Genomic DNA, 21,025 nt, shown 5'->3' with positions numbered 1-21,025 from the left:
AGTCAAACCATGAAGCTCCTTCCTGAAACGGATTATTCTTATTAAAGATATTTTAGAACCTGTTTTAATAGACAGCATTCCAATGAAAACCAAAAAGAATGAAAGGCTTGATTGCCTTTTTTGTTTATCTTTATGAATCTTTCGACACTGCCGAAAGGTTTTTTTATATTCTATAAGGTTTAATGCTTAGGAAGATAAAGACTTTGTTTCAATATGAGAATTTTATGAGTCACATGATTGTTAGCTTATTGAAACGGTCGTAACACAATTATAAAGTGCTTGTTCTTTTTCTCGGAATATTCTGTGTTAAGATTGACATCGATTGTTAGATCAGACATAGGAGGTTATGAAGTGTTAAAATACTTGTTTTCATTGATTGCAGCAATAACCCTCTGGTGTTCCATCGGTGCTGACACCCAAGCGAAGGAAGTAGTTGTAAAGAAAGGAGATACACTTTGGGCAATTGCCAATAGAAATAATGTTTCAGTCCAAGAACTTAAAAAATGGAATGGGCTATCTACAGAATTCATCCAACCAAATGATAAACTTGAAGTTTCTCCAGAAAAATATTACATAGTTGAATCTGGCGATACACTCTGGAATATTGCTCAAACATATCGTGTTACCTTAGAAGATCTAAATGAATGGAATAACTTAAATTCTGATCTTATTAGACCAGGATTAAAGCTCATTATTTTTCCAAATTCAGCTGCTCAGTCAGCCGTTCAATCTAAAACCCTTTCGGTTACTGCAACTGCTTATACAGCTTATTGTGAAGGCTGCACTGGTATAACTAAAACAGGAATTAATTTAATAGCGAATCCGGATCAAAAGGTGATCGCGGTTGATCCCAAGGTTATTCCGTTAGGATCTAAGGTTTTTGTTGAAGGCTACGGTTATGCAACAGCTGAAGATATTGGCAGTGCAATTAAAGGGAATAAAATTGATCTGTTTATTCCCACATTAGAATCAGCCTTACAATGGGGTAGAAAGCAAGTAAATGTAACCATAATAGATTAATAACTTCGGACCACTGGTATTGTGGTCCATTTTTAAAATGTTTTTTAAGATATCTTACAAAATGCCTTTATGAGATTTTGGAAACATTGTATCCTATCGTTTTCGTCAAGTAAATAAGCATTGAAAATTTCATTTTCTAACATTGAAATGATTCTCACGGTCACATCTTCCTTATGCGAGCCTCTTACTCTATCGTTACCAAGTAGGCATAATATTTCTCTTTCATAGTATTCGACAGTTCCAAATAACACAGTCGACAAAGTATTCACCCCCAGAACAGTACAATAAATCAACTTCTAACTACTAATTTGCTCTGATTAGATTCTAATCTATTAATTACAGAATATTAACTTTACCATTCAGCAATGTGATCATACGACTTTAAAATGGGAAATTCAACATTATTCCCCTCCATTTAACAGAATGGTTAATTTGGTTATGAATGCTATTAACTTTTAATAATAATGAAACATTAATGTTCCTCTTGAAATCTTTAGTCCATATTAAGTTAGCGTGTACCTATTCATAATCCATGAATTGAGGGGGATCGTTTAACACATCTTCATTCTTATAGATATTGATGGTGCGAAAGCTGATTAGTTTTTTCCTAATCTTCAGGTTCGATTCAGTAAGTAAAAAAATAAGTGATTCACATGGAATCACTTACTTTTTTTGTGCAATATTTATGCTACAGTAGGTTTCATTTCTTTCGGTAAGTTTTTCTTTTTATTGAAGAAATTCTTAACATAAGGGACTGCGAATCTGTCAACTCCGTAGAAGTAACCTGCTGCTCCAGTGAATAATAGGATGATTGCTGCAGTATAAAGAACTGGGTTAATGCCTACTGTTCCTGCCATTAAGAAGTTAAGATTCATGAACGCACCCGCAAGTAATGCTGGAATAGTTGCTGCTCCTATGATTAAACCTAAGCCAACTAGGAACTCTCCCCATGGGATAAGAATGTTGAATAATTCTATATTGGGTAGTGCAATTCCTTCAAGGAATGCTGCGTACCAGCCTTGAACTGCAGGATGATCTCCACCAGCTTTTGCAATTGCGCCTTGTATGAAGATACCTGCATCAAATCCACCAGTAATTTTATGAAATCCTGCTTCAATCCATTGAATACCTAACCATATTCTTAATACGGTCCATACTATCGCCATTTTCGGCCCTTTTAAAAAGTTCATCATGAGAAATCTCCCCTTTAATTTTAGTTTGTGAAACTTTTCACAAGATGTATTAAAAAAATATTTGTATTAAGCTGTCAGCTTGGGGTGAAAGTTTGTGAAGTTTTTCACTTACTTTCTACACTCTTAATATACAACGTTTTTATTTAAAGTACAATAGACTTCACAGATATGTCATAACTATAATTATTGTAAAGGTATTAACAGTGTTAATAATTAATTTGAGGATGCTCCAGACTACTTATTCTAATAAATCCCTGACACCGTCATTAAGATCTATGTTCCAAAATAATGATGGCGATGTGGAAGTTACGTTTAAATTGGAGTCATTTGTTTGTTTTGTGAAGAAGAATTGTTAAATGCATACGAATTAGCAGACCAAATCGCAATACTGATTTGGTCTATTTTGTTTGCTATTGTCATCTTAGCGGACATCAGGGCAGTTATTTGGCCGAAAATGGGGTAATTCCGTTTCTTTGCGGACGTAGGTTCCATTTTTTTGTAAAAAAGTAATGATTTTCTTGTGTTATTTCGTGAATAACGTACGAGTGTCCGCTTAACCCTTAATTAGGGTTATTTAATGGAAATAACGGATTTCATGTCCGCTTAATTTCTTAGAGTCAGGAGGGATGAAAGAATTTAATTAAAAGTTGGCATAAAATTTGCATTTACTACTTATATAAGAACGAAACTATATTTTTCTAGGAGGAATTAAATCATGATAAAAGATATGAATAGTATTCAGGAATTAATGGACTTAGATAAGAAACATTTTCTGCATCCGACCTCTCCTATAAAGCAGCAGCAAGATCAGGGGCCATCGTTTATTTTTACTGAAGGGAAAGGGGTTTACCTTCAAGACATGGCGGGGAACACGGTCATTGATGGGATGTCTTCTCTATGGAATGTGAATGTTGGGCATGGGAGAGAGGAATTAGGGAAAGTGGCGATGGAGCAAATGTCCAAGCTAGCGTTTTCCTCATGCTTTGCCACTTTTAGCAATGAGCCCGCTATTCGTTTGGCTGCGAAGCTCGCCCAAATTGCACCTGGGGATTTAAGTGCCGCATTCTTTACTTCCGGAGGTTCGGAGGCGAATGATACAGCTTATAAATTGGCGCGCCATTATTGGATTTTAAAAGGGCAGCCGAATCGTAAAAAGATAATTTCTCGAACGAAGTCCTATCACGGGGTAGCGATGGGATCAACAAATGCAACTGGCTTGAAGCCGTTCCGCGATTTTACGAACTCATTTGATCCAGATTTCTGCTATGCAGATCATTTTTCAACTCAAGATTTGCGAGATGTGATTGAAGCGGAAGGGCCAGAGTCAATTGCGGCGTTTATTGCAGAGCCTGTGCAAGGAGCGGGCGGACTGCATGTCGCGCCAGATGACTATTTTAAGGAAGTTAGAAGTATTTGTGATGAATATGGCATTTTATTTATCACAGACGAAGTGATTACAGGATTTGGCCGGACAGGGAAATACTTTGGGATTGAGCATTATGGGGTCGTGCCAGATATGATGTGCTTTGCAAAAGGTGTGACGAGTGGCTACGCCCAATTAGGCGGAGTAATGATATCGGAAAAAATCCACCAAGATTTTACTGAGCTGTCGACAGGGACCTTGTTGCATGGCTATACGTATAGCGGGCATCCAATGGCTTGTGCAGTCGCATTGAAAAATATTGAAATCATTGAAGAGGAAAACCTAATTGAGAATGCAGAAATCATGGGAAGTGAAATGCTAAAAGGGTTTAAATGGATTCAAGGCGAGCGGCAAATTGTCGGCAAGGTCAAAGGTCTTGGATTAATGGGCGGCATCGAAATAGTTAAGGATAAACAGACAAATGAGAAATTTACAGCTCCAGTAGCACCAAGGGTTGTAACGGAAGCGGCAAAACGGGGACTCATTTGCAGGTCTGTCGTGTTCGATGGCCAAGACACTGTTGTATTTTCTCCGCCGTTAATCATCAATAAGGAAGAAATGGCAAGAATGCTTGAAATCCTCCATGATGCGATTGCGGCAATTGAAGCGGAGGTTTTAAAGTAATAGAGGTTTTTGGGCGAGTAAAGAAGAATATAAAACTAATAAGAAAAATGATTAAGGAGAGATCTAATTGAAGAAGAAATTATTCATTAATGGGGAGTGGGTCGAGGCAAGTCAATATGTACCACTTAGCTCTCCTTACAGTGGAAAGGTGATAGCCGAGATCCCAGCAGCAACGGTAGAAGAGGTTGAAACAGGATTAGAGGCAGCCTTTAATGCGAGAAAAATAATGGCGGCTATGCCAAGCCATCAACGGGCGCAAATCTTAGAAAAAGTGGTATTTCTATTAGAGAAGAGGGCTGAAGAGGCCGCTGAAATCATTGCTACTGAGGCTGCTAAGCCAATATCTGCTGCAAGGACGGAAGTAGGTCGCACCATCCAGACCTATAAATTTGCTGCTGAAGAAGCGAAGCGAATTCATGGGGAAACGATTCCGCTTGATGCAGCACCGGGCGGGGAAGGAAGACTTGCCTACACAGTGCGTGAACCAATTGGAGTGATTGGCGCGATCACCCCTTTTAATTTTCCGATGAATTTAGTCGCACACAAAGTAGGGCCAGCTATTGCTTCAGGAAATACAGTTGTTTTGAAACCGGCTGGTCAAACACCGTTATCGGCGTTTTTCATTGCTGAGTTATTCCAGGAAGCTGGATTGCCGGCTGGTGCCTTAAATGTTGTTACAGGCAGCGGATCCATCATTGGTGAAAAGCTTGTGAAGGATGATCGTGTTCAAAAGATTTCTTTTACAGGAAGTCCTGCGGTAGGGATTGGAATCCGGAATAAAGCTGGGCTAAAGCGTGTTACGCTGGAATTAGGTTCGAATGCGGCAGTCATTATTGATAAAGGGATTGATATTGATAAAATTATTTCACGTTGTGTAGCAGGTGCATTCGGCTTTCAAGGCCAGGTTTGCATCTCATTGCAGCGGGTTTATGTTCATGAAGACTTATATGAGGCTTTCGTTGAAAAGTTTGTCGCAGCAACGAAGCAGCTGAATATCGGTGACCCGCTTGATCCGGCGACAGATGTTTCCGCCTTAATTACAGCAAAAGATGTGCAGCGGACACTTGATTGGCTGGAGGAGGCGAAACAGCAGGGAGCGAAGGTGGCTGTAGGAGGGACATCTGAGGGGAATATATTATTGCCGACCGTTCTCTTAGATGCCGATCCTTCTCTAAAGATATCCTGTCAGGAAGTATTTGCGCCAATTGTGCTGATAAATAAAGTGAAATCTGTTGATGAGGCGATTGAGCTTGTAAATGATTCTCGATATGGGCTTCAAGCTGGAATCTATACAGACAATGTCCATACCGCCTTAACCGCAGCACAGCAGCTGCATGTTGGAGGAGTCATGATCAATGATATCCCAACTTTCCGTGTGGATCATATGCCATACGGCGGGGTTAAAGAAAGCGGAGTCGGCCGGGAAGGTATAAAATATGCAATCGAAGAAATGACGGAACAGAAACTAGTCGTTTTTAATAGAAATTAAGAAAAAGGACTGCAAATCTTTTTGATAAAAGATGATGCAGTCCTTTTTTTATTAGAAAAATAATATTGTATATCGGTCAGTTTCGCAAATAAATCAATCGGAATCGCAAATAAAGAATAAAATTGCTGTCTCGGACCGGGTATCCGCCACTCATATTACTAATCTATTTCTGAAAGAGAAATGCAGGTTGTGATTTCAATTGTGAAAAATAAACTTTCAATTTTGAAAGATTCCAACTCATTTTTCATTCCCTCACTAATCTATAATCTGAAAAATCAATAAAATTAATCTTGGCATGGAATTTGCAATATTAGTAGATAAATACTTTCAGTGAGGTGAAGTCCATTGACCCGTTATGAATATGGCGGTGATGAGTTTATTTTTGTGGAATTATCTGAAGCGATGAGTTTGGAAACAAATTTTCAGGCCATGGCGATTACAAAGACGTTGAGAGAGGAAAAGCTGCCAGGAATTCTAGATATTTGTCCTTCCAATGCATCTTATATGATTCGTTTTAATCCTGATATCATTCACCCTGATAAATTAATTTCAAAATTGAAAGAACTAGAACAGAATGTTTCATTAGAGAACTTTGAAATTACAGCTCGTGCAGTTGATGTTCCGATCTTATTCGAAGACCCTTGGACACATGAGGCGTTAATGCGTTTCAGGGACCGGCATCAGGATCCGACAGCAACAGACCTCGAATATGTAGCCCGCACAAATGGTCTTCAATCTAAAGAAGAACTCATTAAATCGATTACCGATAGCCCGTATCTTGTTTCGATGATTGGGTTTGTTCCGGGATTGCCATGGTGCTATCAAATGGTGCCTCGAGAACAGCAAATCGAAGCACCTAAATATGTTCGCCCTAGAACGTATACACCAGAGAGAGCATTTGGATTTGGCGGAGCCTTTGCCGTTATATACCCTGTACAAGGAGCGGGTGGATACCAGCTATTTGGGACGGCTGCCGCACCAATTTATGAAAAAGAACAGCGTTTGCATGATTTTAAAGATTCTATGACCTTCCCTAGACAGGGGGATGTTTTCAGATATCGAAGCATTACGATGGAGGAATACGAGGACATTCGAAAAGAAGTGGAAAGTGGAGATTTCCGCTATTTAACAAAGGAAATTACGTTTAAGCCTCAAGAGGTACTCGAAAATCCGAAAGCATTTTCAGATTCCGTGTTAAGGAGGTTGTATGCATGATTAAAGTAATTAACCCTGGGCTTCAAACGACTGTTCAAGATTCTGGCAGAATTGGCCATTATGAAGTGGGGATGCCTCCATCAGGAGCTATGGATAAATACTCTTACTTTGCGAGCAATTTACTCGTTGGAAACAAGGAAAATGCAGCTGTTCTTGAAATCACTTATATGGGGCCTGTCTTAGAATTTCAGCAGAATGCAACCGTTGCCATTACGGGCGGTGAGATGCCGCCGAAAATCAATGGTGAGCCTGTTTCGATGTGGGAAACGCTTGAAGTGAAGGCTGGAGATGTGCTTTCATTCGATTTTATTAAACAAGGTGCACGTGTGTATTTAGCTGTAGCTGGAGGAATTGATGTGCCTCTGATCATGGAATCACGCTCTACCTATACACTGTGTGGCATCGGTGGCTTTGAGGGGCGGGCACTTCAAGCAGGTGATGAATTAAAGATTGGCAGCGATAACGAAACAGAAATCGCTACCGGAACCCGTATTAGTGATGAACTGATCCCTGCTTTTTCTAAAACAAATGACGTCCGTGTTGTTTTAGGATTATGCAGTTATCGATTAACAGAGGAAAGTAAAGAACGGTTTTTCTCAATAGAATGGACAGTAACACCGGAAGCGAACCGTGTGGGCTATCGATTTAAAGGGGAGCGCTTAAATTTCGTTGAACGTGAACAGCCATTTGGAGCTGGAAGCAATCCATCGAATGTTGTTGATTTAGGCTATCCGATTGGATCCATTCAGGTGCCTGATGGGGTAGAGCCGATCGCTCTCTTAAACGATGCCGTGACAGGTGGAGGATACGCAACGATTTGTACCATTATTAGTACAGATTTAAATAAAATGGCCCAAATCAAAACAAATGAAAAAGTTCGGTTTGTGGCTGTTGATATCCACGAAGCACTTGAGATCCGCAAAGATTATCAGGATAAAATCAATCAAATGAAGCAGCAAGTATTAGGACATGTAGGAGGGTTAAAAAATGGCTGAACAAAAAACAGTACTAACACCAATCCCAGGAGTTTTCTATCGCAAACCAGCTCCAGATAAGGATGTGTATATAAAAGAAGGAGCCCCTGTAAAAGTAGGCGATGTGATCGGCCTTGTGGAAGTTATGAAAAACTTTTATGAAATTAAAGCGGAGAATGAGGGAGTTCTAGCGCAGTTCTTTGTTGAGGACGAGGACCTTCTCGATGCAGGCCAGGAAATAGCAGTCATCATTGAACAGTAAATTTTTTCTGAAGAGGAGGGAAAAAGCGGATGGCTTATTTTAAAAAGGTGCTGATTGCAAACAGAGGGGAAATTGCGAGGAGAATTATTCGCACCTGTAAGAGGCTTGGCATCGATACAGTTGCAGTCTATTCCGAGGCTGATGCAGAGGCGCCTCATGTTAGTGAGGCTACTGAGGCTGTTTGCATCGGTCCAGCCCAAGCGAAAAAAAGCTATCTTAATGTAGAAAAAGTTATTCAGGTAGCAAAAGAAACGAAAGCGGATGCAATTCATCCAGGCTATGGATTTTTATCGGAAAATCCGGAATTTGTTCGCCGCTGTGAGGAGGAAAATATTGTTTTTATCGGTCCTTCCGCAGAAACGATTCGCCTTATGGGGAGCAAGCTTGAAGCACGAATTCAAATGCAAAAAGCAGGCGTAAGCGTTGTGCCGGGCACGGATAAGAGCATTGATTCTATAGAGGAAGCCATTCAGATTGCAGACGATCTTGGCTATCCGCTTATGTTAAAAGCGAGTGCGGGCGGCGGCGGTATCGGGATGCAGCTCGTGCATAATGAAGACGAGTTACAAAAGGTGTTTGATTCGACAAAGCAGAAAGCAAATTCATTTTTTAATGATGGCACCGTCTTTTTAGAGAAGTGGATTTCAAAGCCTCGTCATATTGAGGTGCAAATTGTTGCAGATGCTTTTGGAAATGTTCTGCATTTATTTGAAAGAGAATGTTCCGTCCAACGACGAAACCAAAAGGTAATAGAGGAAAGTCCTTCACCGTTTTTAGATGAAGCCCTTAGAAAAGAGCTGTTGGAAGCGGCCATACGTGGTGTAAAGCAAATCGATTATACAAATGTCGGCACAATGGAGTTTATTTTTGACGAAAATAAAAACTTCTATTTCCTTGAAATGAATACCCGTTTGCAGGTCGAACATCCGGTTACAGAGGAAATTACAGGATTGGATTTAGTTGAGCTTCAGCTGAAGATTGCTGCTAAAGAGAGATTACCTTATACACAGGATGAGATCGCGAAAACAGGTCATGCGATTGAATGCAGGCTTTATGCGGAGGATCCGTTCACTTTCTTCCCAAGCCCTGGGGTTATTTCGAGTATGGAACTGCCAGAGGACAATGTGAGGTATGATTTCGGTTTCATTAACGGAAGTACGGTTACCCCTTTTTATGATCCGATGCTTGGAAAAATCATCGTTCACGGCTCATCACGTGATGAGGCGATTAGCAAAATGCAAAAGGTGCTTGAAGAAATGGATATTCAGGGAGTAAAAACAAATCTGCTTCTCCTCCAAAAGGTAATGAAAAACGGCCAATTTATGAATGGAGACTATACGACTCAATTCCTATCAGAAAATTTAGGTCAATTAGTTGAGAGGTGATCCAATGTATAAAGTAGATTTGAACTGTGATATGGGGGAAAGCTTTGGCCTTTATGAATTAGGCAATGATGAAGAAATGATGCAGTATATTACCTCTGCCAACATCGCATGCGGCTTTCATGCTGGAGATCCACATGTAATGAGGAAGACGATAGAGCTGGCGAAGAAATATGATGTTGGCATTGGGGCGCATCCAGGATTCCCTGATTTATTGGGCTTTGGCCGACGCTACATGACTTGTACACCATCAGAAATTAAAGATTATGTCATGTACCAGGTTGGGGCTTTAAGAGAATTCTGTGCTGCAGCAAAAGTGAATATCCAACATTGTAAACCGCATGGAGCTTTATTTATGAAAGCGGCGGAGGATAAGGCATTAGCGCGTGCCATTTTAGAGACGCTTCACGATATCGATCCGGAAATGATTATTTTCGCTCTTAATCAGTCCGAATTGTTTGAGGAAGCAATTAAAATGGGCGTTCCTGTTGCGAAAGAAGCTTATTCGGATCGTGAGCATACTGAAAGCGGTTCGATTGTTTTGACGAGGAAAGGGTCGGCAATCACCGATTATGAGGCCATGGCGCAACGGGTTGTCCGAATGGTGAAAGAGGAACGGGTTATCACTCATGATGGTAAGGATACTCCGATTAAAGCTGAAACCATTTGCATTCACGGAGATACACCGGGTGCTCCTATTTTAGCCAAGAAAATTGTTGAGGCCTTAAAAGCGAGCGGAGTGGAGATTGTTCCGATTAGGAAAATAATTTAAATAAGTGGTCATCGCTCCCTTCCTATATAGGAAGGGATAAGGCTGTGATAGGCAAGGTTTTAAACGGAATTATTCGAATTTTAAAAATAAACATCAAGATGTCAAAATTGTTATAAGGAGAGGTCGCTTTGAAAATCGAGCATTCATATACTTTCAAGGGTATCCCAAGAGAAGTGCTATGGCGAACGATACAAGATAAGGAGGTGTTGAAAAGGTCGTTACCAGGATGTAAGTCATTTGTTGAGGTGGAGGACAATGTTTTTGAGTCTGAGCTAGGCATTAGTATTGGTCCTGTAAAGGGAGTTTTTACAGGGGATGTCCGGCAGGTTGATCAAAAGGAGCCTGAATTTTACCGTCTGCTTGTTACCGGGAAGGGCAAGCCAGGTGAAATTGATGCGGATGCTGAGATGGCTTTGATTGAAACAGAAGAAGGAACTGTACTTGAATGTAAGGCAGATGTGAAATTGACAGGTATTCTCGCTTCGGTTGGCCAGAGAGTCATGAGTGGAGTAGCGAAGGTCGTCATTGGTCAATTTTTTAAAGATATAGATAAAGAGGCGAAACAGCTCGTCTAACGTAACTTTATTATTACTGAAGCGAGCCAAGGTTAATGTAGTTAAAGGTACAAATTGGGAGGTGCAGTGGATGGCAATCGAAAATGTAAATGTAAAGGTGAAAATCAACGGAAAAGAAAAATGCGCGGATGTAGAGCCGCGAACGCTGCTTGTTCACTATATTCGTGATGATCTTGGTTTAACTGGGACACATATTGGCTGTGATACGAGTCAGTGTGGCGCATGTTCGGTTATGGTGGATGGAGAAGTAGTGAAATCATGTACGATGTTGGCTGTTCAAGCGGATGGATCCGAAATTACAACGGTAGAAGGTCTTGGGCAAGTAGGTAATTTACATCCAATCCAGCAAAGCTTTTGGGAAAAGCATGGACTGCAATGCGGCTATTGTACACCAGGGGTTATGATTGCAGCGGTTGGTTTGCTGAAGCAAAATCCAAATCCAACTGATGAGGAAATTCGCGAAGGCCTTGAAGGGGTTATTTGCCGCTGTACTGGCTATCAATTTATTGTTGAGGCAGTCAAGCATGCAGCACAGCTAATGAGAGAATCGGAAGTTCAATTAGTAGGAGAGGAGCGCTCATAATGACAAAGGTTGTTGGTGCTCGGCTGAAGAGGAAAGAAGATCCTAAGCTGATTACAGGTAATGGTAGTTTTTCAGATGACATTGTACTCCCAGGAATGCTGCATGCCGCTATTTTGCGGAGCCCGCATGCACATGCCATGATCAAAAGCATTAATGTGGAGGAAGCATTAAAGGCACCAGGGGTTGTCGCGATTTATACCGGGAAAGATCTTGAAGGCAAAATTGGCCGTATCCCTTCCTCATGGCTAGTCCCGGGATGCGACCTGAAGGAAGCTCCACAATATCCACTAGCGATCGATCGTGTTCGATATGTTGGGGATGGTGTTGCACTGGTCATTGGAGAAGGCCGCTATGCTGTTAGAGATGCTATGTACTTAATTGATGTAGAGTACGAAACTCTTGCTCCTGCTGTAGGGCAGAAGAAATCGATGCAAGACAATGCTCCACTTGTTCATGACGATATTGAAAACAATATTGCGTTCCATTGGAAAGCGGGAGCAGTGCCTGAAGAGGTTTGTGAAAATGCCGAGGTATCTATTAAGCAAAGCTTTTATGTACAGCGGGTAGCGCCGAGTCCGATTGAAACACGTGCAGCTATTGGCCAGTATAATCCAGGAAGCGGTGACTTGACACTTTGGTGCACTTCCCAAAATCCTCATATTCATCGGATGGTTTTAAGCGAAGTGCTTGGAATCTCAGAAGCCAAATTACAAGTAATTGCTCCAGATATGGGGGGCGGATTTGGCGGAAAAATCGGCGTCTATCCTGATGAAGCGCTTGTTGGCTATGCAGCACGGGATTTAGGGCGGCCGGTGAAATGGATTGAGGAAAGAAATGAACACTTTACCGCCTCTAACTATGGACGTGATGAAGTCCTTGATGTCGAGTTATATGGGAAAAGGGATGGAACGCTAAGTGCCATTCGAGTGAAAAATACCCATAACGTCGGCGCATATTTATCGACAATGGGTCCAGGAGTTTCAACGATTGATTTTGGATTAATGATTACCGGGGCTTATAAAATCCCTCATGCATCATGTGAAACGTTCGGCGTTTATACGAATACAACACCAACTGATGCCTATCGTGGGGCAGGTAAGCCGGAATCGACGTATCAAATTGAGCGTGCAATTGAGTTATTCGCAAAAGAGATCGGGATGGATCCTTTAGAGCTTAGAAGGAAGAATTTTGTCCAAAAAGAAGAGTTTCCTTTTACAAATGCACAAGGTTTAGTATATGACAGCGGGGATTATGAAAAGCCGCTGGTAAAGGCTCTTGAGATTCTTGATTATAATAAGTTCCGGGATGAACAGAAGGAATTACGCAAGCAAGGAAAACTTGTTGGCATTGGGTTCTCCACCTATGTGGAATTATGCGGATTTGGCCCATCTAAGGTCGCAGGCGCTATTGGATTCCAAGGGGGAGTTTGGGAAAATTCAACCGTTCGAGTCCATCCATCTGGAAAGGTGACGGTCTACTCAGGAACCTCTCCACACGGACAAGGCCATGCAACAACCTTTGGGCAAGTAGTATCAGAAAAGCTTGGCATTCCGATGGATGACATTGAACTCGTGTTTAGCGACACAAAGTCAATCTCGATGGGGTGGGGAACATATGGATCCCGTTCAGTAGCAGTAGGGGGCGCTGCAGTTTCCTTTGCGACAGACCGTGTCATTGAAAAGGCAAAGAAAATTGCTGCCCATGAGCTTGAAGCTTCTGTAGAAGACATTACATTTGAAAATGGAATCTTCTCAGTGAATGGCCAACCAGGCTTTGTACGCACATTCCAGGAAATAGCCAAATCAGCCAATATGGCATGGAATTTGCCGGAAGGATTAGAACCATCCTTAGAAGCTCAGGCCTTTTTCGACCCGGAAAACTTTGTGTATCCGTTTGGCACACATATTGCGGTTGTTGAAATTGATAAGGCTACTGGACAAATTGAAATCAAACGATATATAGCAGTTGATGATGTTGGTCGCGTAATCAACCCATTAACAGCAGAAGGCCAAGTGCACGGCGGTATCGCTCAGGGGATTGGCCAGGCACTTTGGGAGGGAGCAGTTTATAACGAAGATGGTCAGCTATTAACCGGTACATTCATGGATTATGTACTGCCAAAAGCTCGCTTTTTCCCTAAGATCGAAACGGCTTTTACAGAAACCTTATCCCCAGTTAACCCACTTGGTGCAAAAGGAATCGGAGAAACAGGAACGACCGCATCAACCCCAGCGATCATGAACGCAGTTATGGATGCGCTAGAGCAATACGGGATAAAAGATATTGAAATGCCGCTTACACCTGAAAAGGTGTGGAGAGCCATTTCAGAAAGTGAGGGCAAGTAAGTTGATACCTTCTAAATTTGATTATGTGCGCGTAAATTCTATTGATGAGGCCATTCAACAGTTACAGCAATGTAACGGTGAAGGAAAGCTGATTGCTGGAGGACATAGCTTAGTTCCACTTTTGAAATTCAGATTATCGGAGCCAGGCGCTCTGATTGATATTAGCCGCATTGCCGAGCTAAAAGGGGTTCAAAAGGATGGAGATCGCATCGTTATTGGTGCACTCACGACCCATTTCCAAGTTGCGAATGATCCAATTGTAAAAGAACATATTCCTGTATTATCTGAAACTGTTCGTCAAATTGGCGATATGCAGGTGCGCAACCGAGGAACGATTGGCGGAAATATCGCCCATGCAGATCCAGCTGCAGATTTACCGGCCGCCGCTTACGTCCTTGATGCGGAAATTGCTTTTCATGGAGAAGATGGCCCTGAAAAGATGAATATTGATAGCTTTATAGTAGGACCGCTGATAACGATGCTCCCTGAAAATAGTGTGTTAACGAGCGTTTCATTCGCCATTCCGCCTAAGCATACGAAATCAACCTATCTTAAATTTTTCCACCCGGCATCTGGTTATCCTGTCATCGGAGTCGCCGTTGTTGCTGGGGTTGGGGAAAATGATGTTATTGATTACATTAAAATCGCCATTACAGGTGTCGGGGATGTTCCATACCGTGCGACCTCTGTAGAAGATAAGCTTCTAGGCCAAACCTTGTCTGAATCTGTGATTAAAGAAGCTGCACAATTGGCAGCCGATGAAGGGGAAATGGCAAGCGATCTTTACACTTCTGAGGAATATAGAAGAAACCTGTGCAAGGTATATACGGAAAGGGCATTGCATTCTGTCTTTTATTAAAAGGATATTTTTATAGAAAAAATGTTGTTTTGAAGCAAATAAAAATTGATAGAAATTCGCAGTGGGCTAATGGTGCCCGCAATGAAGAAAATCGCCGTTGAACGGGAACCATTGTTTTAAAAAATAGTTTAATAGAATAGGGGGCGGATCTTAATTGAGAAACGCTCCTTTTTAAATTGGGATAATTTGATATTTTTAGGAGGTAAAAGTATGACTGACAATGAATTAATAATTGAAGCCATTAATAACACACGAAAATTAGGCCGGAAATCGGCATTAGCCACTGTTGTAAGTGTTGCGGGTTCAGCTTATAAAAGAGAAGGGGCGAAAATGCTGGTTGATGAGGAAGATAATATGATTGGGATGATTTCAGGAGGATGTTTGGAGTCGGATGTTGCTGAAGTGGCAAAATCTGTAATAGCGTCAGGTGCCCCTATTTTAAAGACATACGATTTAGACGAGGATTTACTCTGGGGACTCGGACTTGGCTGCCCGGGCACAGTGAAAATTTATATCGAACCTGTCGAGCCTTATTAAATAATTGATGGAGGGGTAAAATGTTAAACCTATCACCATTTGAAGCATGGTTAACGAGTTTCGAGGAAGAGCAGGAGTGTGTTCTGGCGACAATCCTGCCAATCAATCCATCACAACAAACGAATGAGCCTTGCCGCTTATTTATTTCTGGAAGCCACAAAACGATTGGCGATCTTGGCGATGAGGACATTAACCTAAGGGTAATCGAGTTGGCAAGAAGAAAATTAAATGAATCAAATCCAAAATCAGAGACACGGGTATTTACCCTACCGGACGGCAATGAGGTTCATGTTTTTATAGATGTATATATTCCCCCAGTTGAATTGATGATTTTTGGTGCTGGGCACGATGCCATTCCTGTGGCAAAATATTCGGTTTCATTAGGATTCAAAACAACTGTTGTAGACCAGCGGGAATTTTACAATAATGAGGAACGTTTTCCAGGGACAAACAGGCTGATCGTCAAAACGAGTGAATTTCAGGAGAAAATTAAGATTGGCCGAAGAACATTTATCGTAGTGATGAATCACCATATTGAGAGGGACCAGGAAACATTAAAGTTTGTATTGCGCTCCCCATCGCCATATATTGGTGTTCTTGGCCCACGCTCCCGCCGCATTCGGATGATAGAGGGACTGGAAGAATCCGGTGTCTTTTTCGATGAAAATGAACTTAATAGAATGTACAGTCCAATTGGTTTAGATATTGGAGCTGTATCACCAGAAGAAATAGCCCTTAGTATTCTAGCGGAGGTAGTTGCGAAAAAAAATGGCCATTCGGGCGGGTTTTTACAAGGATCTGAATATATTCATCGAGCATCAAATACGAAGGAGCCCGTATGAACGGACATACAATAAGCCCATCCATTTGTGCTGTAATTCTTGCCGCAGGTATGTCATCCCGAATGGGGCAGCCTAAACAGTTACTTGAATTAAATGGACTTCCGCTTCTAGAGCATGTCATTCGAGTAGCACTCTCAGCTGATTTTTCCGAAATCATAACGGTTATTGGCTGTGAAGCTGCTAAAATACAAAAATCTATTTTGATAGAGGATCCGCGTTTTCGATGGGTATTAAATGAAGATTATTTATCTGGGCAAGGGTCTTCTTTAAAAACAGGCATTATAAACGCAGGAGACTGCCATTCCGGGGTGATGGTATTCCTCGGCGATCTTCCTTTTATTGCAGAAAGCACTGTTCAATCCATTTATCAATTCGGAAAAGATTTGCTTAACAAACAACACGAAAGTTTCGTTATTCAGCCTGAATATCATGGAATTACAGGTCATCCCGTATTTTTCGGTCATCCAAATAGAAATATATTTATGGAGCTCCAAGGGGATCGTGGCGCAAAAGCGATAATGAATAAAATCCCCCATCGCCAATCCATCTCTATGGATGATCGCGGCATTTTATTTGATATTGATACTCCTGAATCATATGATAAAGCGATAAATCAGAATAAGTGAAAATATCTTTATATTCAGGCTATTAATTTCCTATCTGTTTCTAGAAAAAGTATAATAGGTGTAAATGAGGTTCGTTCTAACAGGAGGGGTCGGATAGGTTGATTATTTGGAAGGATATTCTGAAGCCGATTTCAATCTTTGTTGATGTTCGCAGTTCGATTGAGGATGTTATTCACCATTTTTCCAATCAAAATTTGGATATTGTTTTGGTAACAGATCAAGGGTCTCTAGTAGGTTATTGTACGAAGGAGCTTTTATTGAATCAAATTGCCCAAGCCTCGGACCTAACACAGCCCATTACATATAGAAATGATATTTTAAAAGTTCCGCAGTTTTCTCCGGTTGAATTTTATCATAATGTTTCTTTAATAATTGGGGTTAATGAGAAGGAAGAATTTGTTGGTTATACGACTATTGAACAGGCAAGGCACCACATTAGTGAGTTGCGATTAAAAGATATCAATCTGCTATTACATGGAGCGGGCGTAGGGATTGTCAGAACAAATGTTCATTACCAAATTGAATTTATTAATGAAACAGCTGAAAATATTTTAGGGATTCCAAGTTCATTTCTAATGCTTCGAAATTATAAAACCCTTCTAACGAATGATAAAGATCTTGATAAAGTAATGGACGGGGAAACACTTGTAAGTGTAAACTCATCGATTAATTTCAAACAAATAAGCGGAAATTTTTATCCTTTACAGATTGATGGGAAAATAACAGGACTTGTCCATGTTTTTTTCTCTAGAGAAGTTTTTGAGGAAGCTGTACAGGAGCTAGACTTCGTTCGAAATTTAAATTCGGATTTACAGGCTGTTTATGCATCGTCCCAAGAACAAATACTCGTAATTGACGGAAGTGGAAAAATCATCCGTGTCGCTGGCATGTTTCTAGGAGACTTTTGGAAGGTGGAAAAGCCTGAGAATATCATCGGGAAAAATATCGATGAATTCTCGAAAAGGAATATTTTTCAGCCAAATGTGTTTGATTTGTGCAAGAAGCAAAAGAAAAAGGTGACAGCCATTCAAGATTTTACTGGGAGCAGTAGAGTTTGGTCTGTTGCGACTCCCGTTTATCACGAAGGAAAATTAGAAAAAGTCGTTGTGCTTTCAAGGGATATAACTCAGCAAAGCACTTCACTCAAAGATCAATCAGAGGACGATTCAGATCAAACCTTACATAATCGACACGAATTAAATAATAACGAAAAACGGCTTGTGTACCGTTCGAAAAAAATTGAACAGTTAGTAACAGAAATAAAAAGAGTAGCCCAATTTAATTCAACTATTTTACTAGAAGGTGATTCTGGAGTCGGGAAAGAAGTATTTGCCCAGCAAATCCATACTGCGAGTCCTAGAAGCAAGCAGCCGTTTGTTCGAATTAACTGTGGGGCGATACCTGAAAACTTGATCGAAAGTGAACTATTCGGCTATGAAAAAGGTTCCTTTACGGGTGCAGACAAAAATGGAAAAGCGGGCTTATTTGAAATCGCTAATAATGGCACTCTTTTTCTTGATGAAATTGGTGAGTTGCCTTTAAATATGCAAGTAAAGCTATTGCGTGTGTTACAGGAGCGGGAAGTGACAAGAATAGGCGGGGTAAGGCCGATTTCTATTAATGTTCGGATTATTACAGCGACAAATAAGGACTTACGGGAAATGGTCAATCAAGGAGAGTTTAGGGAAGATTTATACTACCGATTATATGTCATTCCATTTCGTATTCCGGCTTTACGTGAGAGAAAAGAAGATATTCTGCCTTTGTCGATTTATTTTTTGGAGAAATTTAAACAAATGTATGATATTAAAAAAAGCTTCACCCCAGAAGCCATTGAAGTATTGGAGACGTATGCATGGCCCGGAAATGTAAGGGAGCTCCAAAATATTGTCGAGCGATTAATACTACTGACAGAGGGTGAATGGATTCAGCGGGAACACGCATTAAAATATCTGTACGGTGAAGTGGAAAAGAAGAAAAAGCAGTTATTTGTTTTAGAGCTGATGCCGTTGAAAGAAGCTGTTGAAGAATTAGAAACCCAATTAATTGAGCGGGGAATGCAAAAATATCGAACAGCCGACAAATTATCCAAGGTGCTAGGAGTGAGTCCAGCAACAATCAGCAGACGAATAAAAAAGCTGAAGTAATGAGAGGAGTGACTCCAAATGTTTAACTTGCCTGAAACTCATTTTAATTTCGGCGGGGATGAGTATATTTATGCTGAAATATCCCGTGATATGAGGATTGAGAGTAACTTTAAAGCATTGGCCGTAACGGACGAGCTGAGAAAAAGAAAAATCCCGGGGATTATGGAGATTGTTCCATCCAATTCATCTTATTTAGTCCGCTACAATCCGGATATCATCCCATCAAGAGATTTACTAGATTTATTAAAAGACATTGATTTAACGAAAAGCGATCCAACAAAGCTGCATTTTTCAGTTCGAATAGTGGAAATTCCGGCATGGTATGATGACCCCGTGTCAAAGGAATTTTCTTTCCGTTTTCGGAATAGACACCCTTCACCCGATTTATCTGATTTCGAATTTGTCATGAAAGTAAATGGATTTACAGATAAGGAAGCATTTATTAAAGCACATTCGGAAACTCCCTATTTAATTACGATGGTCGGTTTTTTGCCAGGAACGGCCTGGCATTTCCCCCTTGGATTACAGCCAGACGAAATCATTCAAGCACCTAAATACAATAGCCCCCGAACGGAAACACCGGAAAGAGGCATGGGTCTTGGCGGAGCATTCAATGTCATTTATCCTGTAAGCGGACCAGGTACCTATCAGCTGATAGGAAGGTCTGCCGTTTCTGTAGTCGATCAGCCTAATCACTCAGAAGATTTAAAGGAGACCTCCTTTTTGGCAAGGCCGGGCGATATTTGGAAATACCGTCCAATAAATGAATCTGAATATCATAAGATTACGAGTGAAGAGAAGGCAGGTAAGTATCGCCTTAAAATGAAAGAAATTGACCTATCTCCACTTGAATATGCCGAAAAAGGCAAACAATATATCCAAGAGCTAATGGAGGATTTTTAAATGATAGAGGTAAAGGATGCTGGGCTGTGGACAACTGTACAGGACATGGGACGAGTGGGAAAGTATCATTTGGGTATACCTCCATCAGGAGCGGCTGATAAATACTCGTTTATGATTGGAAATCTTCTAGTCGGTAACCCCGAAGATTGTGCAGCGCTTGAAATGACGTTAATCGGCGGAGAGTTTGAGTTCCATAAAAAATGCATTATCGCCTTAACAGGTGCCCCAATGGAAGCTTATTTAAATAACAAGCCAATCTCTTTCTGGGAATCCCACCAAGTAAAAGAAGGGGATGTTTTGATAATAAGGGCTTGCCCTAAAGGGGTAAAAAGCTATTTATTCATCACGGGCGGTATTAATGTTCCTAATGTTATGGGCAGTAAATCTACCTATGAATTAAGTCGAATTGGCGGTTTTCAAGGAAGAAAATTAGCAGCGGGAGACAGAATCCAAATAAATGAGCCATTACATGAAGCATTCAAGCAAATCGGCAAAACGATACCAAGTGAGTTTATTCCATCCTTTAGTGATTTTCAAGAATTACGGGTAATGATGGGCATTACGGGTTATTTAATGAATGACCTTGCACTAAAAACCTTTCTAAATTCAGAATGGACAGTATCACATGAATCAAATCGGGTTGCTTACCGTTATAAAGGCCCAAAGGTGTCATTTACCGAGCAGAACCCGCCATTCGGTGCGGGAAATAGCTTTTCCAATGTGGTTGATATTGCCTATCCGATTGGTTCTGTATTATTTACAAATGAGGAAGAACTGATTGTTTTGCAAAATGACGCAACAACGGGTGGGGGGTTTATCACGATTGGCACAGTTATTAGCCAAGACCTGGATTTAATCGCTCAATCAAGACCATTATCCAAGTGCCGCTTTATCACTGTAACCATTGATCAGGCCATTCAAGCACGTGCCGAAAGAAGAAAGAAGCTGGAAGCGCTGGTTCAGATGATAAAAAGATAGGACAAGCAAGGTAATCTTCTATTTTTGCTTTTCCTATCTCCCCTGTTTGTACTCTGCTTTTGTATTCCAATGAATTAACTTAAATTCCAATAAGACTCAATTAACCGACCACTTTTTGTAATGAAAAGAACCAGTATATATTTGCCTATTTAACAGTAGTAAAAGCTCTCAAAATTAAATTTAGCATAGCATGTAAAAGACTATAAAAAAAGCAGGTGAAAAATATGACATATGATTACCAACGTATTTTAGGACTTCCAGGTATGGGCATGGGCG

The 21,025-nt window shown here is 40.8% G+C and carries 20 protein-coding genes; 19 read left to right on the top strand and 1 reads right to left on the bottom strand.

Features of this window, described 5'->3' with window-relative positions; genetic code table 11:
* Positions 1–351: 351 nt before the first annotated feature.
* Positions 352–1,020, top strand: coding sequence for a 3D domain-containing protein (locus V7149_RS12340; RefSeq protein WP_335345927.1), 669 nt, complete (start codon positions 352–354; stop codon positions 1,018–1,020).
* A 683-nt stretch (positions 1,021–1,703) separates the two neighbouring features.
* Here the strand turns inward: V7149_RS12340 and V7149_RS12335 are convergent.
* The gene (locus V7149_RS12335) at positions 1,704–2,210 is read right to left on the bottom strand and encodes a DoxX family protein (protein WP_335345928.1); all 507 of its coding nucleotides are present in this window, start codon (positions 2,208–2,210) and stop codon (positions 1,704–1,706) included.
* Positions 2,211–2,544: 334 nt separating this feature from the next.
* Here V7149_RS12335 and V7149_RS12330 point away from each other — a divergent pair, with 334 nt between their 5' ends.
* The 18 genes from V7149_RS12330 to V7149_RS12245 all read left to right on the top strand — a co-directional run bounded on the left by V7149_RS12330 (position 2,545) and on the right by V7149_RS12245 (position 20,749).
* Positions 2,545–2,676 carry a hypothetical protein gene (locus V7149_RS12330; protein WP_335345926.1) on the top strand — a complete coding sequence of 44 codons (132 nt, stop codon included), beginning with the start codon at positions 2,545–2,547 and terminating at the stop codon, positions 2,674–2,676.
* 252 nt (positions 2,677–2,928) lie between these two features.
* Positions 2,929–4,260, top strand: a complete 1,332-nt coding sequence (locus tag V7149_RS12325) for an aminotransferase family protein (RefSeq protein ID WP_335345925.1) — start codon at positions 2,929–2,931, stop codon at positions 4,258–4,260.
* 67 nt (positions 4,261–4,327) lie between these two features.
* A complete protein-coding gene (locus V7149_RS12320) occupies positions 4,328–5,749 on the top strand; it encodes an aldehyde dehydrogenase family protein (protein WP_335345924.1) in 1,422 nt (473 codons plus the stop codon).
* A gap of 345 nt (positions 5,750–6,094) precedes the next feature.
* Positions 6,095–6,964 carry a 5-oxoprolinase subunit B family protein gene (locus V7149_RS12315; RefSeq protein ID WP_335345923.1) on the top strand — a complete coding sequence of 290 codons (870 nt, stop codon included), beginning with the start codon at positions 6,095–6,097 and terminating at the stop codon, positions 6,962–6,964.
* The gene (locus tag V7149_RS12310; protein WP_335345922.1) at positions 6,961–7,959 is read left to right on the top strand and encodes a biotin-dependent carboxyltransferase family protein; all 999 of its coding nucleotides are present in this window, start codon (positions 6,961–6,963) and stop codon (positions 7,957–7,959) included. Before V7149_RS12315 ends, V7149_RS12310 begins: the two co-directional genes overlap by 4 nt.
* On the top strand, positions 7,952–8,200 hold the full coding sequence (locus V7149_RS12305) for an acetyl-CoA carboxylase (protein WP_335345921.1): 249 nt from the start codon (positions 7,952–7,954) through the stop codon (positions 8,198–8,200). Before V7149_RS12310 ends, V7149_RS12305 begins: the two co-directional genes overlap by 8 nt.
* Positions 8,201–8,229: 29 nt before the next feature.
* Positions 8,230–9,585 (top strand): acetyl-CoA carboxylase biotin carboxylase subunit, encoded by a 1,356-nt coding sequence (locus V7149_RS12300; protein WP_335345920.1) that lies wholly within the window; start codon positions 8,230–8,232, stop codon positions 9,583–9,585.
* Positions 9,586–9,589: 4 nt separating this feature from the next.
* The gene (locus tag V7149_RS12295) at positions 9,590–10,354 is read left to right on the top strand and encodes a LamB/YcsF family protein (RefSeq protein ID WP_335345919.1); all 765 of its coding nucleotides are present in this window, start codon (positions 9,590–9,592) and stop codon (positions 10,352–10,354) included.
* Between the two features lie 128 nt (positions 10,355–10,482).
* Positions 10,483–10,929 (top strand): CoxG family protein, encoded by a 447-nt coding sequence (locus V7149_RS12290; RefSeq protein ID WP_335345918.1) that lies wholly within the window; start codon positions 10,483–10,485, stop codon positions 10,927–10,929.
* A gap of 70 nt (positions 10,930–10,999) precedes the next feature.
* The gene (locus tag V7149_RS12285) at positions 11,000–11,512 is read left to right on the top strand and encodes a (2Fe-2S)-binding protein (RefSeq protein ID WP_335345917.1); all 513 of its coding nucleotides are present in this window, start codon (positions 11,000–11,002) and stop codon (positions 11,510–11,512) included.
* On the top strand, positions 11,512–13,857 hold the full coding sequence (locus V7149_RS12280) for a xanthine dehydrogenase family protein molybdopterin-binding subunit (protein ID WP_335345916.1): 2,346 nt from the start codon (positions 11,512–11,514) through the stop codon (positions 13,855–13,857). The genes V7149_RS12285 and V7149_RS12280 overlap by 1 nt, the downstream gene beginning before the upstream one ends.
* Position 13,858: 1 nt before the next feature.
* Positions 13,859–14,716, top strand: coding sequence for an FAD binding domain-containing protein (locus V7149_RS12275; protein WP_335345915.1), 858 nt, complete (start codon positions 13,859–13,861; stop codon positions 14,714–14,716).
* A 210-nt stretch (positions 14,717–14,926) separates the two neighbouring features.
* Positions 14,927–15,253 carry an XdhC family protein gene (locus V7149_RS12270; protein ID WP_335345914.1) on the top strand — a complete coding sequence of 109 codons (327 nt, stop codon included), beginning with the start codon at positions 14,927–14,929 and terminating at the stop codon, positions 15,251–15,253.
* A 20-nt stretch (positions 15,254–15,273) separates the two neighbouring features.
* Positions 15,274–16,095, top strand: a complete 822-nt coding sequence (locus V7149_RS12265) for an XdhC family protein (protein WP_335345913.1) — start codon at positions 15,274–15,276, stop codon at positions 16,093–16,095.
* The gene (locus V7149_RS12260; protein ID WP_335345912.1) at positions 16,092–16,721 is read left to right on the top strand and encodes a nucleotidyltransferase family protein; all 630 of its coding nucleotides are present in this window, start codon (positions 16,092–16,094) and stop codon (positions 16,719–16,721) included. The genes V7149_RS12265 and V7149_RS12260 overlap by 4 nt, the downstream gene beginning before the upstream one ends.
* Before the next feature lie 98 nt (positions 16,722–16,819).
* Positions 16,820–18,868, top strand: a complete 2,049-nt coding sequence (locus V7149_RS12255) for a sigma 54-interacting transcriptional regulator (RefSeq protein WP_335345911.1) — start codon at positions 16,820–16,822, stop codon at positions 18,866–18,868.
* Positions 18,869–18,886: 18 nt separating this feature from the next.
* A complete protein-coding gene (locus V7149_RS12250; RefSeq protein ID WP_335345910.1) occupies positions 18,887–19,771 on the top strand; it encodes a 5-oxoprolinase subunit B family protein in 885 nt (294 codons plus the stop codon).
* Positions 19,772–20,749: a biotin-dependent carboxyltransferase family protein gene (locus V7149_RS12245; protein WP_335345909.1), complete on the top strand. Its 978-nt coding sequence runs from the start codon at positions 19,772–19,774 to the stop codon at positions 20,747–20,749.
* Positions 20,750–21,025 lie beyond the last annotated feature (276 nt).

Source organism: Bacillus sp. JJ1503, assembly GCF_036965125.1.
Classification (GTDB): Bacteria; Bacillota; Bacilli; order Bacillales; family Cytobacillaceae; genus Cytobacillus.
The sequence above is the reverse complement of the archived record's forward strand: the minus strand, read 5'-3'. Positions and strand labels throughout refer to the sequence as shown.

Excerpts from the sequence above, each read along its gene's own strand:
- V7149_RS12245 (WP_335345909.1), top strand. The coding sequence starts at position 19,772 with ATGATAGAGGTAAAGGATGCTGGGCTGTGGACAACTGTACAGGACATG.
- V7149_RS12265 (WP_335345913.1), top strand. The coding sequence starts at position 15,274 with ATGTTAAACCTATCACCATTTGAAGCATGGTTAACGAGTTTCGAGGAA.
- V7149_RS12295 (WP_335345919.1), top strand. The coding sequence starts at position 9,590 with ATGTATAAAGTAGATTTGAACTGTGATATGGGGGAAAGCTTTGGCCTT.
- V7149_RS12250 (WP_335345910.1), top strand. The coding sequence starts at position 18,887 with ATGTTTAACTTGCCTGAAACTCATTTTAATTTCGGCGGGGATGAGTAT.
- V7149_RS12280 (WP_335345916.1), top strand. The coding sequence starts at position 11,512 with ATGACAAAGGTTGTTGGTGCTCGGCTGAAGAGGAAAGAAGATCCTAAG.
- V7149_RS12300 (WP_335345920.1), top strand. The coding sequence starts at position 8,230 with ATGGCTTATTTTAAAAAGGTGCTGATTGCAAACAGAGGGGAAATTGCG.
- V7149_RS12305 (WP_335345921.1), top strand. The coding sequence starts at position 7,952 with ATGGCTGAACAAAAAACAGTACTAACACCAATCCCAGGAGTTTTCTAT.
- V7149_RS12285 (WP_335345917.1), top strand. The coding sequence starts at position 11,000 with ATGGCAATCGAAAATGTAAATGTAAAGGTGAAAATCAACGGAAAAGAA.
- V7149_RS12335 (WP_335345928.1), bottom strand. The coding sequence starts at position 2,210 with ATGAACTTTTTAAAAGGGCCGAAAATGGCGATAGTATGGACCGTATTA.
- V7149_RS12325 (WP_335345925.1), top strand. The coding sequence starts at position 2,929 with ATGATAAAAGATATGAATAGTATTCAGGAATTAATGGACTTAGATAAG.
- V7149_RS12270 (WP_335345914.1), top strand. The coding sequence starts at position 14,927 with ATGACTGACAATGAATTAATAATTGAAGCCATTAATAACACACGAAAA.
- V7149_RS12260 (WP_335345912.1), top strand. The coding sequence starts at position 16,092 with ATGAACGGACATACAATAAGCCCATCCATTTGTGCTGTAATTCTTGCC.
- V7149_RS12310 (WP_335345922.1), top strand. The coding sequence starts at position 6,961 with ATGATTAAAGTAATTAACCCTGGGCTTCAAACGACTGTTCAAGATTCT.